Here is a 15,795-nt window from a genome sequence, read left to right as displayed (position 1 = left end):
CCGACGATAGCGGTGGGTCAGACACCTATTGATTGACTGGAAGACCGCTATCGCCAGCAAGCCGGCTCCTACAAGGTTTGTGTTTGCATCTGGGAATAGGGCCGCTCGCCGTAGCGGGCGAGCGGCGGTCAAACGGTCTTACTGTGCAGGTTGATTCTTCATTTTTTCAGCGATTTTGGCATCCACAGCAGCACGGACCTGGTCGATGCTGAAGCTGGCCGGTTTCTGGCTTGGTGGGTACTCGACGAAGGTCTCCAGGAACTTCGCCGCTTTCATGGTTGCCAGTCCAGTCAGGTAGACGTTTTTGGCTGTCCAGTCGTAATACTGGTCGGAAACCACGTCGGCACGTTCATACGGATCCATGCGCAGATTGAAGACTTTCGGTACCCGCAGGCAGACAAACGGCTCGCTCCATACCTCGAACCCGCCTGGTTTGCGTTGTTCGCAGAAAACCGCTTTCCAGTTATCAAAACGCATGGCGACCAGCACACCGTCGTCGTTGAAGTAGTAAAACTCCTTACGCTCACCCTTCGGCGCCTGGCCGGTCAGATACGGCAGTTGGTTGTAACCGTCCAGATGCACCTTGAAGTTGGTGCCTCCCGACGTCGGTGCCCAGCCCTTCAGGAGTTTGTCCTTGACCCCGGTGTCGCCGGCAGCTGCCAGCAAGGTGGGGAACCAGTCCAGGCCCGAAAACATTTCATTGGAGACTTCCCCCGGCTTGATTTTGCCCGGCCAGCGCACCATCGCCGGAACGCGGTAGGCACCTTCCCAGTTGGAGTTCTTCTCGTTACGGAACGGCGTGGTGGCGGCGTCCGGCCAGGACCACTGGTTAGGGCCGTTGTCGGTGGTGTAGACGACGATGGTGTTGTCGGTGATTTTCAGGTCATCGAGAGTTTTCAGCAGTTTGCCGACGTCACCGTCGTGCTCAAGCATGCCGTCGGCGTAATCGTTGCCGGGCATACCGCTCTGGCCGGCCATCGACTCACGGACATGAGTGAAGGCGTGCATGCGGGTGGTGTTCATCCAGACGAAAAACGGTTTGTCCGCCTTGGCCTGTTTCTCGATGAACGCTTGGGCCGCCGCTGTGGTTTCGTCGTCGATGGTTTCCATGCGTTTTTTGTTCAACGCGCCGGTGTCTTCGATCTTGCCATCGGCATAGCTATGAATCACGCCACGCGGAGAGTTGGCCTTTACGTACTCGGGATCATCCTTGGGCCAGTACGGACGCTCTGGCTCTTCTTCGGCGTTGAGGTGATAGAGGTTGCCGAAGAACTCGTCGAAACCGTGGTTCGTCGGCAGGTACTCGTCCTTGTCGCCCAGGTGATTCTTGCCGAATTGTCCGGTTGCATAGCCTTGGGACTTGAGCGCCTGGGCAATGGTGATATCACGTTTTTGGAGCCCTACGGGTGCACCGGGAATGCCCACTTTCGACAGACCGGTTCGCAAAGGCGCCTGGCCGGTAATGAAAGTGGATCGTCCGGCCGTGCAGCTGTTCTCCGCGTAATAGTCGGTGAACAGCATGCCTTCCTTGGCAATCCGGTCGATGTTCGGAGTCTTGTACCCGACCACGCCCATGGAGTAGGCACTGATGTTGGTCTGGCCGATGTCATCGCCGAAGATCACCAGGATATTGGGTTTTTCGGCGGCCCCGGCAGTCGCCGAAATCGCCATCACCGAGGCCGCCACCAGGGCGAGTTTCGGTAGCCACTTGCGTATGCGAGTCATCTGACTTGCTCCTTTTGCGCTAGTGTCGCGTGGTGCGACAAACGTTTATTGCAGTCCTGCGTCACGCTCTTTATTGCACTTGCTCGGGAGTGGCGGCCGCCTCGAACGGATAGATCCGGCGCCATTCGGACGCCATGTCGACGATAGTCCAGCCACGGGTTTTTGCTTCGTCCAGGGCTTTGTCCAGGCGCCCGATATCGGACTTGCGGTCATAGGCCCATTCGCGTTTGGCGTCGGTGTGATGCACCAACCCCATGAATCGTTTACCGGGGCCGGCGGCAGTCCACTGCAACATTTGCAGGTCGCCGTCGGAATTGCCGAACGCCAGGATTGGCCGCTTGCCGATCACCGCGTCGATGCTTTCCGGTTTGCCCGGGCCATCGTCGTTGTGGGCCAGTTTGGGCGTGCGCACGATCGAGGCTTTGCCATCCTTGAACTGGAACGCCGTGACGAAGGTGGTGCCGATCACTTGCTCGGGCGGGATGCCGTAGACCTTCTCGGCGAAGGCGCGCATGAACCCGGTGTCGCCACCGGAGACGATGTAGGTTTTGAAGTCCTGGCCGCGCAGGTAGTCGAGCATTTCCAGCATCGGCTGGAAGATCATCTCGGTGTACGGCTTGCCGGTCTTTGGATGCCGGGCCTGGCTCAGCCAGGTTTTGGCGTAGTCGTCGAAGGCTTCGGTGGTCATGCCGGTGTGGGTCGCACCGAAAATCTTCATGATGCCGTCCATGCCGGCGGCGGCGAGTGCCTGGTGATCGTTTTCCAGGACGGCCTTGAAGGGCTGGGTGGTTTTCCATTCCGGGTGCTGCGGCGCGGTGCGCTTGACCTCATCCAGGGCAAACAGCAGTTCGAAGTACATCGGCTGCTCGCTCCACAAGGTGCCGTCGTTGTCGAACACGGCGATGCGGTCAGCGGGTTTGACGAAGTCCCTGCTGGATTGGTCGGTGACCGTCTGGACGAACTCGATGATGTGCTTTTTCGCCGGGCCGTCATTCCACGACGGCAATGGCTCGTTGGCGTGCGCCAGCAGCGGCAGGACCAGCGCGAAGAGCAGCGTGAGCCCGAAACGTTGGTGGCTTGATGTCGCGTTCGTCATGGGAATTCCTTCTCGTGGACGGGGTTGAGCGGTCGCAGTGCGGGAACGGTCCGGACGTTGCTGCCTCGCGCCTGACTATGCAGCGTAGACAAGGATTGCCCGAGTTGGCGCAGCGCCTGATCTTCGGTCGATTGACGGCTGTAACAGGCGCGTAACAGGTCCTGCAGGCGCGGGCCGAGGGCGTTCAATTTCAGGCCTCCGCGGCTACGTTTGAGCCACAGGTACAGGGCGCTGAGTTGCGCCGGTCGGGCGTTGATTTGCCGTGGAATCTGCCGCCAGGCGTAGCCGGCGGATTGCAGCCACGCGGCCTGTCGGGCACGGCGCCGGTCGCGCACGGACAGGTAAGCGCGACGCATGAAAGGCCTTGCGAACCAGCCCAGTAGCAGCACTGCGGGCAGCAGCAGGACAACCAGCCAGTGCCTGGAAAAACGCACGCGACTGTGTTCGCCCATTTGTTTCAGGTCTTCGGCAATCGAGAACACTGGCGTGTAAGCGCTGTTGGCGATGGCCTCGAAGCTCACTGCCGGCACTTGCGCGGTGCGGGTTTGCTGGCTGCTGGCGTCCCACCATTTCAGCTCGATCGCGGGCAGGCTGTGATGGCCTTCGCTGTCGATACGGTAAGTCACGGTGTCGATGCGTTGGCCGCCGGTGAAGTTGCCTCGGCCGTCGTCCAGGCTGCTGATTTGCGGGTTTTTCGGGTAACGGCTCAGGCCGCTGACGTCGCCCAGTGACGGCGCGGGCAGCGACATGGCCATGGCGTTGTCGGCCTGCAAGGTCAGTTGCCGGGTCAGGCTGTCGCCGACCTTCAAAGGCGCTGCCGAGTCGATGACTTTTTGCGTGAACCGCAGCCCTTGCGCCACCAACACCGGTTCGCCAGGTTTGAACCCCGGCGGCTGTGTGGCGGTGAAATGCAGTGGCTGGCTTTGCGCGCTCAACGGGGCGCTGGCCTGACCCGGGGTGGCCTGCACGGTCAGCGCCGGAATGTCGAAACCCCGGGCCAGATTCGGGCTGATCCGGTAGCTGTAGCGCATGCCGTTGTACGCCTTGCCGTCCAGCGTCTGGTTGATGTGCTCGGCGTGGCCGTCGGGCGGCAGCACCAGCGCGCCGGGCAGTTTCAGGTCGGGCAGGGCGGGGGCGTCGGTGAACCAGCTGTCGGTGAGGACGTCGAGTTGCAGTTCGAGGAGGCCGCCGACCATGACCGGGTCAGCGTGTTGCAGGCGCGTCTGGATACGCAGTTCGGGTTCGGCGGCGAGGGCGGATGTGGTGATCAGGCAGCAGAGCAAGGCGGCAAGTTTTGTGGTGATTGAGCGGGCGCTATCGCCAGCAAGCCGGCTCCTACAGATTGAAATGCATTCCCCTGTAGGAGCCGGCTTGCTGGCGATGGCCGCGACTCGGTTCATGGCTTGCCCCCCGCCTGATCCTGCAAGCTGAACTTCTGCTTGAGGAATTTTGCTGGCGATGTCGTCAGGTTCTGCAACCACAACGCGTCCGACGTCGCCTGCTCGGTCTCCACGGCTTTGCTTTGTCCCTTGCCCGGTGCCTTGTCCATCTTGATTTCGTCGGGTTTGACCTCGGGCGCGTTCTGTTCGGCGCTCTCGGTGTCTTTCTCCAGGGCGATGGCCAACGCCAGATTGGCCGTGGCCTCCGGGAACTGTGGTTGCAGCTTCAACGCCTGGGTGTAGGCCGCGATGGCCTGATCAAACTTGAAACGGCGCACGTAAATATTGCCCAGGTAGAAATACGCCTGGGGTGTTTCCAGTCGCGCAAAACTCGCCAGCGCGAGGTCAAAATCCGCCGCGTTATAGGCCGCGATGCCCTTCCAGTACGGATCGACAAAAAGGGCGGCAGCCTTCGGGAAATGCTCATGTTCGAAGGCCCAGCGACCTTGCTGGTCAGGGGTGAAAAATGCATCGGTCAAAGCGTTGGCCAGGGCATTTGTCGGCTGAAAACCGACACCCAGCGCCAGCAGCAAACCGGCCGTCCAGTTCAGGCTCCAGCCTTTGCGCACGCTGAAAAACGCGATCAGCAACAGCGGCCAGCACAGCCAGTATCCGGCGTCTTTCCAGTGCAATTCACGCTGCTCGTCACTGGCCGCCTGGAAATGTTGCCGGGCGTGCAGTTCGATCCAGTCCAGATCGTTGTCATTGAGCGTCAGGCTGCCCAGCGGCGCCGCCATGGCTAATGCCAACTGCTTGAGCGCTGCCTGGTCGAAACTACCGAGGGCCGGGCGACCGTTGCTGTCGGTGCGCGGCTGGCCATTGGCATCACGAATGATCCCGCCATCCTCGCTGCCAACGGCGAGGATCAACACTTGCAGCGTGCTGTCGTTCAGTTGCTTGTCCAGGCCACCGAGTTGCGAGGTGTCGGCACCGTCGGTGATCAGCAACAACGTGCCCGGCGTTTTCTCCGCCGCCAACAGGCGTTTGGCCTCGTCGATCACCGCGCCGACATCCTTCCCCGGTTTGCCGATCAGGTCGCTGCTCAATGCCTGGATAAACGTATCGAGCAACGCCGGATCGTCGGTTGGCGGCAACACCAGATGCGCGCTTCCGGCGTAGGCGATCAGCGCGTTGCGGGCACCGGCGCGGCGCTGGATCAGGTCGTGCAGTTTGTGTTTGACCGCTTCCAGGCGACTGGGCGGCACGTCGCTGGCGTCCATCGAGGGCGAGAGGTCGATGGCAATGATCAGCGGCGCACGATTTTCCAGAAAGTCCGGCCGGTCCTGCTCCCAGGTCGGCCCGGCAGCGGCGAGGGCGCCCAACATCAACAACGCGCACACCAGATGCACCGGCCGCAAGCGCTGTTGGTCCTGCGGGGTCATCAGCAAGTGCGGCAGCAAGTGCTCGGCAATGTTGCTGCGCAAACGCCGCTGCACATCCCGGCTGCGGCGCCAGAGCCACGGCAGCAAGGCAGCCAACGGCACGAGCAAGAGCCACAGCGGACGGAGGAAGTGCAAGTCGCTGAGGTTGATCTCCATCTCAAGCCTCCTGCCGCTGACGTGCGAGGGTCAGATGCGGACGCAGCAGGGCGCCAAGATGATAGAGCGTGAGCAAACCTATAGCGGCGCCGAGCGGCCACCAGAACAGATCCTTTTTCGGTTGATGACTGAGGGTTTTCACCTGGTGCGGGGTCAGCGTGTCGAGGGTGCTGTAGACCTGATCCAGCGCGGTGCGGTCTTCGGCGCGGAAGAACTTGCCGCCCGTGGCGTCGGCGATCTGCTGCAAGCCTTGCAGGTTGACCTTGGCTTCGCCTTCGGCGCTCGGGTCGCCAATGCCGATGGTGTGAATCACCACACCCTTGGCGGCGGCCATCGACGCCGCGTGATCCGGGGTGATGGCGCTGCTGGTGTCGTTGCCGTCGGTGAGCAGGATCAGGACTTTTTCCTGTTCATGGGCCTGATCCAGCAACTTCAGGCTCAGGCCAATCGCATCGCCAATGGCGGTGTTGGGCCCGGCCATGCCGATGCCGGTGTCGTCCAGCAACAGCGACAGGCTGGCGTGATCCAGTGTCAGCGGCGCCTGCGGATACGCGCCACTGCCGAACACGATCAGGCCCAGGCGATCTTCTTTACGCTTGTCGATAAAACCGTGGACCACGTCTTTGACCGCCGCCAGACGATTGATCTTCTGCCCGTTGGCATCGGTGAAATCAGTGGTTTCCATTGACTGGGAGATGTCGATGGCCAGCATCAGATCGCGTACAGGTTGCTGGCGTTCGATGGGTTTTTCCACGTACACCGGGCGTGCGGTCGCAAGCAGCAACAGCGCCCAGACCAGCAGGTTCAGGAGCAATTGCCAGCGATTGTTGCGCGTGCCGGCGGCGCTCGGCGCCTGACCGACCGCGCGGCTCATGGCGCCGAAAAACGGCACCCGCACGGCGCTGCGGGCTTCGCGGTAATCGGGCAAGTAGCGGTAACCCAACCAGGGCAACGGCAGGAGCAGTAACAGCCAGGGGTAATCAAGCTGCCACATGATGCGACTCCACCCAGTGTTTGCAGGTGTCGAACAGCTGCTGGCGCTGATCATTGGGCAACGCCAGCAATGCTTCATCCGGCGCATAGGCCAGCAACGCCAATTGCTGGCTGAAATCCGCCGGCAACGGCTGCGCACTGTGCTGCGCCAGAAATGCCTGCCAATCCTCGCCCCCGAGTGCACCCACATCCCCCTGTGGGAGCGAGCCTGCTCGCGAAGGCGTCCGTCCATTCACCCTTGAAACCGACTGACTCTGCGCTGAACCCTGTAGGAGCCGGCTTGCTGGCGATCGCGTCCGGTCAGTCACTATTGAAGGCGCCTGACACACCGCTATCGCCAGCAAGCCGGCTCCTACAGAGGTTGTATTCCAACCCATAGGCATCGATAGCGCGACGCGTTTGAGCAGCTCCGGGAGTTCGCGAAGGGCGCTGATTTGATCATCGCTGCTTTGCAGTTCAGCCAACCGCTCCAACGCCTCGCGCCGATACCGATCCCGCCGCCACTGCCAATACCGCCGCGCACCCACCAGCAACACAGCAGCCATCAAGAGCGCCAACAACACCCACCAGCCCCACGTCTGCGGCGCATAACTGACGGGCGCCGGCAGGGCCATTTCCTTGAGTTGCTCAATGCTCGGCACGTTGGGATTCATCGCCGCCCCCCGCCGAGTTTGCCCAGTTCCGCGCGCAGTTGTGCCTGCGCCTCGGTCGCCGTACTGAACATCATCAACGGCACCTGACTGCGCCGCAGCAGCGTGGCGACGTCCTTGAGCCGACCGCTGAGAAAATCCCCCAGCGGCTGATGAACGCTGCGTTGCTCGACCGCCAGCTCGACTTGCAACTGGCCTTGAGTAATCAGCAACCGGCCATTTTTCGGCAGGTTCAACGCCAACGGATCGTACACCTGCATGGCGATCACATCGTTGTGCGCCGCCAGTTGCCGCATCAGTTGCAAGGTGCGTTCGCCCGCGCCGGCAAAGTCGCTGACGATGCAGATCAGGTGATCGTGACCGGCGACTGCCAGGCACTGTTGCAGGACTTTATCGAGTTGATCCTCGCCTTCGGCGTCCGGGTTGGCCGCGCTCAATGCCTGATTCTGCTGGACGATGCGACTGCACAGCGCTTCGATCCGTTTGCGGCTGCGCAACGGGGCAATCGCGTCGATCCGTGAATCGTTGAATACCAACCCTCCAACCCGATCGCCCGCGTTGAACACCATCCACGCCGCCAGTGCGCCGAGTTCGGCGGCAACCGCGGATTTGAAACTGCGTTGCGAGCCGAAAAACATCGACATGCGCTGGTCCACGAGGATCAACGCCGGGCGATCCCGCTCCTCGGTGAACGTGCGCACCACCGGTTTGCCGGTGCGCAGCGAGGCGCGCCAATCGAGGTGGCGCAAGTCGTCACCCGGTTGATAGTGGCGCAGCTCATCGAAATTCAGCCCGCGCCCCCGCAGCCGCGAGGCGTGGTTGCCGGCGAGGATGCTGCCTTGCGGCTGGCGTGCGAGGAAACTCAGGTCACGGGCCTTGAACTCCAGCGCCATCAATTGCGCCAGAGAGACATAGACCAGACCGTCGACACTTTTTATTTTCAACATCAGGCAGGAATCGCAACGTTATCGAGCAGGCGATCCAGCACCTGATCGGCCGTGACGCCATCAGCGACCGCTTCATAACTCAGCTGCAAACGATGACGCAGCACCGGATGCACCACGGCGCGCACGTTGTCCGGCGAGACAAAGTCCTGCCCCTGCAACCAGGCATCGGCGCGGGCGCAACGGTCCAGGCCGATGCCGCCGCGCGGGCTGGCGCCGATGGCGATCCAGCGGCCCAGGTCCGCGTCGTAATCCGTCGGATGGCGGGTGGCGTTGATCAGGTCGATCAGGTAACGATCGATGGCCGGGGACACATGGATGGCGCTGACTTCCCGGCGTGCAGCGAAAATCACTTCCTGCGACAGCGCGAAACCCTGCACCGGCGCGGTCTTGGCACCCGTCGCAAACTCCTCTTCACGCAGCAGCCGCAACACTTGGCTCTCGTTTTCCGCGCTCGGGTAATCGAGCAGTACCTTCATCAGAAAACGGTCCATCTGCGCTTCCGGCAGCGGGTAGGTGCCTTCCTGTTCGATGGGGTTTTGGGTGGCGACTACGATGAACAACTCCGGCAGCCCATGGCTGTTGCCGGCCACGGTGATTTGCCGTTCTTCCATCGCTTCCAGCAGGGCCGCCTGGACCTTGGCCGGCGCGCGGTTGATTTCGTCGGCCAGAATCAGGTTGCCGAACAGTGGGCCTGGCTGGAACCGGATCTCGTTTTTGCCATCGATCTGGTGCAGCACTTCGGCGCCGGTGATGTCCGACGGCAGCAAATCAGGGGTGAACTGGATGCGGCTCATTTTCGCGTCCAGGTGTTTGGCCAGCGCTTTCACCGTGCGGGTCTTGGCCAGCCCGGGCAAGCTTTCCAGGAGCAAATGGCCGTTAGCGAGGAGGCCAAGCAGAATCTGCCGGATCACTTGATCCTGGCCCAGCACCGCTTCGGCGATGCTGGCTTGCAGGGCATTGAGATCATTGAGTGCGGTCATAAGCGGTCCCTGCCTCAGAACATGAACGTCGGAATGACGGGAATGAACGACAAGCGGAAATTCCAGCGGCTGCTGATCAGGTCGTCCGGGTGAATCGCCGAGTACTGGATCTCCCCGGAAATCCGTACCGGCAGCTTGCCGAAGTTGAAGATCCGCCCGGCGCCGATGCCGATGGGGAAGGTCACCTTGTTGCCGCCTTCGGCCTTCCAGTTGACCGTGACGTTTGGCGTCATGCCGACCCGCCATTGCTCAGGGCCGGGAATTGTGCGCTGGATGAAGTACTGAATATTGGTCAGGCTGACGTCCTTGCGCTGGCTGTCGCCACCCACTGACCACCAGTGCTGCGGGAACACGCCCAGGGTCCAGTCTTCGCCGAGGTAGGCGGCAACGAACGCCGGGCCGAGTGCGTATTTGCCGGTGCCGAGCACGTCTTCTTCGGCGGTGGGAAACATGGCGGTCGGGCCGAATCCCCAGACCATCTTGCCGCCACCAGCGAAGCGGATCGGCTCCTTGGGCGAGAACACGCCCACGTAGGCCAGGTCGCCGAAACCGCTGGTGCGGTCGAACGGGTCCTGCACCACCGAAGTGAAGTCGCTGCGGTCATGCAGCAATTCATTGGGACCCATGCCGATCAGGTTGCCGGCCTTGCGGTTGACCGGCGCGCTGACGTAGCTGATGGGCAAGCGGTTGATCAGGTTCCAGTCTTCGCCAAGGGATATCGGAAAGGTCGGCATGAAACTGTATTTGCCCAGCATGCGCGTGCCGTTGCTGTGCGGGCCTTTGAGCGCGGTGTAGTCGAACTGATTGAACAGCAACACCAGATTGCCCACCGGGTTGTCCATCAGTTTGGCGATCTGTTCCGTGGACGGATCGCACCCGGCCGCCACGACTTTTTTCAGGTCGATGTCGAAGTCCTGTTGCAGTCGATGGCAGGTCTCGGGGTCACCTTTGGGGGCGGGTGGCGCCGGTGTAGTGCCGAGGGTCGGCAAGTCACCGCTGGCGCAGGCGAAACCGCTGAACAACACGCTGCATAAAGTCATTCTGGAGCCGATGGCCATCCCTGGTCACTCCTAGAAGAACGCCAAGGTCAGGTTGACGCTGAACCCGTTGCCTTCAGGTCGGTTCTTGGTGTCGAACTCCGGGATCCAGCGGGCGTTGACGCTGGCCTGGGCGTCGGCAAATTTGCCCGCCCAGCCCACCGTCGGTCCGGCACCCACTGAACGTCCGCGAAAGCCGCCGTTGGCGCCTGACCCGGTGTCGTCGGTGACCTGCTGGATGTAACCCGCGGCCATGCCGGCGTTCCAGCCGTTGCCGAAGCCGTGGGTCCATAGCGCATCGAGGGTGAAGAGGTTGCCGTTCTTGTAGTTCGTGGCGTCGTTTTCGGTGTAGAACTCCAGCCCGCCAGACAGGGTGAACTCGCCGCCCTTGCCGTCGAGGTGAGTGAAGGCCACGGTGGGCATGAAGGTGTAATTGTTCTGCCCGGCGTTGGCCAGGCGATCATCGTTGTAAGCGCCGGTCGGCAGGTAGATTGGCAAGGACAACGAGAGGTGGTTGACCTCGTCGAAGTGGTAGCCGGCGGCAATTGGCGTCACCAGCATATCGGCGAACTGGGTACCGGTGTCCTCCCTCCCCAGCGTCCGGCCACGAGGCCCGGTGACGCTCGCGGTAATGTCGGTGTACTGCACCGGCACGCCAATCGCCGACGCGTAGTTCCAGCGACCCTTGCCGGTATCCCAGACATGGGTGAAGTTGGCCATGGTGTAAGACACTTTCAGGTCCAGGCCGGCACTCAAGGCGCCAACGATAGGCACTTGTACGTTGCCCTTGAGCTCACCGTCGTACCAGAAACTGCTCAACGACATCACCCAGCCGGGTTCCGGTGGCACGATCCCGGCATTGGAAAATACCTGCAAGCCGGTCATCGGCCGACCACCGCCACCTTCTGCCGCCAAAACCAGTGGGCTGCTGCCGACCACGCAGAGGGCCAACAAAGGACGTACTACAAAAGACCTGACCATGGCTGGCTCCGCTTATTGATTTTGTGGGATGACAGGCGTCAGCAAGGGCATTTTCCACTCGCCGCTGGAGACTTCCGGTCTCGGCAGGTACAGGCGCAGGACGCCGTAGAAAGGCCCGTTCGGCGCTGGCAGCCAATTACTTTGCAGGTCTTTGGCCGGGGCTTTGTGCTGCACATAAAGGGTCAGGCCGCCGTCGGCATCCAGCTTGAGATCCGGCAGCATTCGCGAGTTGATCAGGTAGCGATTCAGCGGGTTGGCGACCAGCAATTTGTTCTTGCCGTCGTACATCGTCAGCGACCAGAACGCGTCGGCCGGGGGCAGGGCGCCTTTGTCGAAATGCAGCGTGTAGTCGTGTTTCGAGGCGTCGACCGGCTGGCCGTCCTTGTCGACGAAATAGCCGATGTAATTCGCCTCTTCGGCAGAGTTGCCGAAGATCCCCATGTTGGCGCCGGCGTAGCGGTACAGGTAGTTACCGTTGAGGTGGTCGCGGGTGCCGAACAAATCGCCGCTGCTGACCTGATGGCTGTCGACCTTGTCCTTTTTGAACTGGGCGAATTCGGCCTTGGCGTCGGCGATGCCGTCTTCCAGGGCTTTGCGCTGACTGGCAGGCAGCTCGTTGGGTTTGAACGGCTTGCCGGCTTCGATGCCGATTTTGGCGAAACGCGCCAGCAAGTCTTTCTCCGCATCCTGGGGCGGGGCAAACGACAGCATGAAATTCAGGTAGCCGAACAGCTCCGGGGTTTCGCTCATGGTCGGCGTGGGTTTGGGCCAGTCGACCTTCGGCGCGGCAGGCGGGGCCTTTTGTTTAACGTAGCGGCTCAGCGGCTCGATCTTGTAGCCCTTCTGGATGCCCTTGACCTTGCCCAGGTCTTTATCGTCGAACAACTGCGTGCGGTACAGCGCGTAGGCAATGTTGGTTTCACTGCGCAGCAGGCGGTCGATTTCAACCGGTTGCTGACCTTGCCAGTTCGGCCCGGCGATCATGAAATGCCCGCCGGCGTTGCCCGTGCTGCGGGTGCCCAGATACGCAAAATTCTGCGTGTAGGCGTCGATCAGTTGCACCGAGTAGTAACGGTGTTCTTCGATGGGCGGCAGGGTCAGCACCACCGGTTCGGCGCGCAGGTCCATCCAGATAAACGAGTAGGGCGTGTCGGCGTTAGGCGTGACGAAGGCCGTGTCCTTTGCGGTGAATGCCTGTGCTGTGTTGCCGATCTGATTGAACGGTGCCTTGAAGTTCGGGCTCTTCTTGTCGACCGCCTGGGTGTAGAGGGTCTTGTACATTTCCACCACCGGGTAGCCGTACAAATAAGCTTCCTTGGCGATGGCCCGCGCTTCTTCCGGGCTGGCGGTGAATCCGGTCTTTTGACTGACGTTGACGTCTTGAGCTCCAACGCCGCAACTGACAAACATGCTCATCAAGCTGTAACCGGCTGCGCGAATTGCACCGTGCATAAATAAGGTCCTTATTTGCCGAAGGTGACGTTGATCCCCGCGAACAGCGTGAACTGCGGCAAGCCATCGCCCTTGTGCTCGACGGTCCACTGCGGCTCGATGAAGGCGTTGAGAATATTGGACCCGGATTTCCAGACCTTGCCGGCACCCAGACCGAGGGGGATGTAATGGGTGTCGTTCTTCAGGTCGAAGGTCCAGGTCGCGGTGGAGCGCAGGTACCAGCCTCTATCGAGGTTGTGAATGACAAACGGCTGCAGGGTGGCCGATTCAACATGCGGGCGGTCGCTGTCGCCGGCGAAAGAGCTCTGGTATTGCACCAACGCACCAAGCAAGCCACGAGGCGATGAATCAATCGCAATGGCCGCCAGCCCCGCTTGCCACTTGCCGGTGCCGAGTTCGTCCCGATCGGCGTAGGGCGCGGTGATCATCGGGCCAATGCCCAACTGCACGCCCTCGGTCTTGAGCAGGAAGATATCGAACAGGTTCAGATCGCCTTCGCCGGTGCTGTAGCCACCGTGCGGATCGGGACGGGTGCTGATCGGTGCGGTGGCGCGCAGCAATTGCGGGACGCCGATGAAGTCGTTGGGCGCAATCGGCAGCGTCCCGCGCACCAGCAAATCGTTGGTGTGGATATTCGAGTCGTAGTACTTCGGGGTGTAGTAGTCCTGCAGGTTCATCCCCGGTGCGAGGTTCAACGGGTTGTTACTTTTGTTCGCCGTGTCGGCGTTGTCCGCCTGGGCACACACGGCGGACGTTATTGAGGCCGCCAACAAAAGGGCGCTCGCTCCTGGAGTGTTCGACATGATTCCCCGGTTCCTTGGTGGCTCATTGGTCTACTCGGCACTTGGCGGCCGTTATGCGTAATCTCTTTCCTATCAAGCCTGTAGGACATGTCTGATGACGTTAGCAGTTGTCGGTGGGTTATCCAGTCGAAAGGCGCATTTCTCCGCCTGTGAAGTGGTTGTTGATGATGATCATGCGCATCAAACAGAACGCGGGATGGCATTCCGTATTCGAATAAAAAGCAGCCGGCATATTGCCGATCAGTCTTTGCGACCTGTGATTTGTGACAGTTTTCGGCGGCGTGTTTTTCGCTGATAGTTAAATGCCCAGTTTTCAATCACCGACGATTATCGAGAACACACCATGATGAACCAGCCCAATAAAAAAACAGCTTCCGATCGTTCCTGGGACGAAGCCACGATACTCTTCAACGGCAAGCCGGTATTGCCGAACGAGACCCTCGCCCTGCTTTATGGAGAAGACAGTACTTTCGAAATAGAAGCTGCACCGGAAGTTGCTGAAGAGATTTATCTGGCGGTCGTTGATAATAAAGAGGGTGTTGAACTCCGGGTGGAGCCGGCATTGGAATTTTGGCACACGCTGGTCGATGGAAAGTTAAGTTATAAGATCAGTCCGGAGGTTGGAAAGAGCGGTGCTCTTGCGTTCGTTCTAATGAGCCGGCAATTGATTATGCCGTTGGAAATCCCTTGTCAGGTCATGTCACCCAAGCCAATTGAACAGTTAGTCATCCGGATTAATGGCGAAGAGCTCAAGTCTGGGGATGTTGTTTATGCGGTGAGAAATAGCAGCAATTTAATTGAGGTGGAACCTCTTCCTGGTAGCCCGCTAATAGGCCAGAACATTGTATTGTCATCGGATGCAGTGACACCCCCGAACCTGATTCCAGTGTTCGAACCGCCAGAAGGATCTCAAACACTCAACCCCGTTGCTCGTTGGAGCCTGGATTGCGGTGACGATACGGATGGAAACTTATCAATCAAATTGAGTCTGGAGAGTGGCCCGCAAGAATTTATTCATCTGCCAGTGGACGTGGGCTATCAAGGCGGTGGTGTCATACTGACAACCATTATTCTGCAGACGGTTGGCAGTTCAAGAACATTGACGACTAGATCCATGAAGGGGGTTCAGTTGAAGAAGGGGGTTAAGGTTGAATGGCTTAGGGCAGACGGTAGTCGTCTGAAACTTGAATTCACCGGTGAAAATGCATTCAGCTCTGTACAGTTTAAACAGGGGGAGTTGGTTGGTGTGATTACTGCCCACACCTTTGTTCGCGGAAAACCTGGTTCTCCAAGAACCATTAATATCGTTTAGCCGTGAAAAAGCTGCAGCTATAGCGGGGGGGAGCCCATACCCACGCGTAAGATTGCTCATCGAGTATGCCGCCCCGATAAATATCAGGTTAAACGGGTACTCCCGATCACGTCCGTTCAATGGCACAGGACCTGGACGTGATCGTGGCGCTATGGTGGGGGGGCTCAGAGTTTGTTCATCTGCTCTCGTTGCCGCTCCTCCTGCTCCCGCAGTTCCGGCGTGAACTCTGCGCCAAAATCCTCCGCCTCGAACACTTGGCGGATCTCGATTTCAGCTTCGGTACCCGGCATCGGGTTGGGGCAGCGCTTGACCCATTCGATCGCTTCCTCTTTCGACTTCACTTGCCACAGCCAGTAGCCGGCGATCAATTCCTTGGTCTCGATAAACGGGCCGTCGATCACCGAGCGCTTGTCACCGGAAAAACGCACGCGCGCGCCTTTACTGCTGGGGTGCAGGCCTTCTCCGGCCAGCATGATCCCGGCCTTGACCAGTTCCTCGTTGTAATTGCCCATCGCGGTCAACAGTTCTTCGCTGGGCATGACGCCGGCCTCGGAGTCGGGGCTGGCTTTGACAATGATCATGAATCGCATGGGGTTGTCTCCAATGGATGTGAGTGACTCACAGCATGGTCGATTGGCCGACGTTTAAATCGACAGCGCTTCCCAAAGATATTGCCCGTCATCGGAATAACGTGGCTCAAGCCGCTTATTCCAATACAACGGTTTTTATCGCGTACTTATTGTGAATGGATCTTGTTAACTGTCATTTCTGACAGTGCCCGCAGCTGCTTTTTTTCTCGATAGTCGAGTGGCCAGTTTTTTGTCCACTTCCAACTATCGGAA

General features: G+C 60.0%; 15 protein-coding genes. 2 read left to right on the top strand and 13 right to left on the bottom strand.

Going from position 1 to position 15,795, the window contains the following annotated elements; all coding sequences use genetic code 11:
• Positions 1-138: 138 nt before the first annotated feature.
• The 12 genes from ACYZUC_RS05685 to ACYZUC_RS05630 form a co-directional block, all read right to left on the bottom strand.
• Positions 139-1,725 carry an arylsulfatase gene (locus ACYZUC_RS05685; RefSeq protein WP_461994223.1) on the bottom strand — a complete coding sequence of 529 codons (1,587 nt, stop codon included), beginning with the start codon at positions 1,723-1,725 and terminating at the stop codon, positions 139-141.
• A 70-nt stretch (positions 1,726-1,795) separates the two neighbouring features.
• Entirely contained in the window at positions 1,796-2,821 is a 1,026-nt protein-coding gene (locus ACYZUC_RS05680) for an HAD family hydrolase (protein ID WP_461994221.1), read from the bottom strand.
• On the bottom strand, positions 2,818-4,221 hold the full coding sequence (locus ACYZUC_RS05675; RefSeq protein ID WP_461994219.1) for a hypothetical protein: 1,404 nt from the start codon (positions 4,219-4,221) through the stop codon (positions 2,818-2,820). Before ACYZUC_RS05675 ends, ACYZUC_RS05680 begins: the two co-directional genes overlap by 4 nt.
• On the bottom strand, positions 4,218-5,798 hold the full coding sequence (locus tag ACYZUC_RS05670) for a VWA domain-containing protein (RefSeq protein WP_461994217.1): 1,581 nt from the start codon (positions 5,796-5,798) through the stop codon (positions 4,218-4,220). The genes ACYZUC_RS05675 and ACYZUC_RS05670 overlap by 4 nt, the downstream gene beginning before the upstream one ends.
• A 1-nt stretch (position 5,799) precedes the next feature.
• Entirely contained in the window at positions 5,800-6,792 is a 993-nt protein-coding gene (locus tag ACYZUC_RS05665) for a vWA domain-containing protein (RefSeq protein WP_461994215.1), read from the bottom strand.
• The gene (locus tag ACYZUC_RS05660; RefSeq protein ID WP_461994213.1) at positions 6,779-7,444 is read right to left on the bottom strand and encodes a DUF4381 domain-containing protein; all 666 of its coding nucleotides are present in this window, start codon (positions 7,442-7,444) and stop codon (positions 6,779-6,781) included. Before ACYZUC_RS05660 ends, ACYZUC_RS05665 begins: the two co-directional genes overlap by 14 nt.
• Positions 7,441-8,388, bottom strand: coding sequence for a DUF58 domain-containing protein (locus ACYZUC_RS05655; protein WP_461994211.1), 948 nt, complete (start codon positions 8,386-8,388; stop codon positions 7,441-7,443). Before ACYZUC_RS05655 ends, ACYZUC_RS05660 begins: the two co-directional genes overlap by 4 nt.
• Positions 8,388-9,368 carry an AAA family ATPase gene (locus ACYZUC_RS05650; protein WP_461994209.1) on the bottom strand — a complete coding sequence of 327 codons (981 nt, stop codon included), beginning with the start codon at positions 9,366-9,368 and terminating at the stop codon, positions 8,388-8,390. Before ACYZUC_RS05650 ends, ACYZUC_RS05655 begins: the two co-directional genes overlap by 1 nt.
• 14 nt (positions 9,369-9,382) lie before the next feature.
• The gene (locus tag ACYZUC_RS05645) at positions 9,383-10,426 is read right to left on the bottom strand and encodes a hypothetical protein (RefSeq protein ID WP_461994207.1); all 1,044 of its coding nucleotides are present in this window, start codon (positions 10,424-10,426) and stop codon (positions 9,383-9,385) included.
• A 12-nt stretch (positions 10,427-10,438) separates the two neighbouring features.
• A complete protein-coding gene (locus tag ACYZUC_RS05640) occupies positions 10,439-11,386 on the bottom strand; it encodes a SphA family protein (protein ID WP_461994205.1) in 948 nt (315 codons plus the stop codon).
• Between the two features lie 12 nt (positions 11,387-11,398).
• Complete coding sequence (locus tag ACYZUC_RS05635) at positions 11,399-12,838, bottom strand: DUF1254 domain-containing protein (protein WP_461994203.1); 1,440 nt, start codon at positions 12,836-12,838, stop codon at positions 11,399-11,401.
• A gap of 11 nt (positions 12,839-12,849) precedes the next feature.
• On the bottom strand, positions 12,850-13,641 hold the full coding sequence (locus tag ACYZUC_RS05630; RefSeq protein ID WP_461994201.1) for a hypothetical protein: 792 nt from the start codon (positions 13,639-13,641) through the stop codon (positions 12,850-12,852).
• 94 nt (positions 13,642-13,735) lie between these two features.
• Between ACYZUC_RS05630 and ACYZUC_RS05625 the strand changes: the two genes are divergently transcribed.
• Both ACYZUC_RS05625 and ACYZUC_RS05620 read left to right on the top strand, forming a co-directional pair.
• Complete coding sequence (locus tag ACYZUC_RS05625; protein WP_461994199.1) at positions 13,736-13,936, top strand: hypothetical protein; 201 nt, start codon at positions 13,736-13,738, stop codon at positions 13,934-13,936.
• A 48-nt stretch (positions 13,937-13,984) separates the two neighbouring features.
• A complete protein-coding gene (locus tag ACYZUC_RS05620) occupies positions 13,985-14,953 on the top strand; it encodes a hypothetical protein (RefSeq protein ID WP_461994198.1) in 969 nt (322 codons plus the stop codon).
• 164 nt (positions 14,954-15,117) lie between these two features.
• Here the strand turns inward: ACYZUC_RS05620 and ACYZUC_RS05615 are convergent, their stop codons facing one another.
• The gene (locus ACYZUC_RS05615; RefSeq protein WP_461994196.1) at positions 15,118-15,543 is read right to left on the bottom strand and encodes a YciI family protein; all 426 of its coding nucleotides are present in this window, start codon (positions 15,541-15,543) and stop codon (positions 15,118-15,120) included.
• Positions 15,544-15,795: the final 252 nt, after the last annotated feature.

It is taken from the genome of Pseudomonas sp. GT1P32 (genome assembly GCF_054897805.1).
Note: the sequence above shows the minus strand (reverse complement) of the source record. Positions and strands in the feature narration are given on the sequence as shown.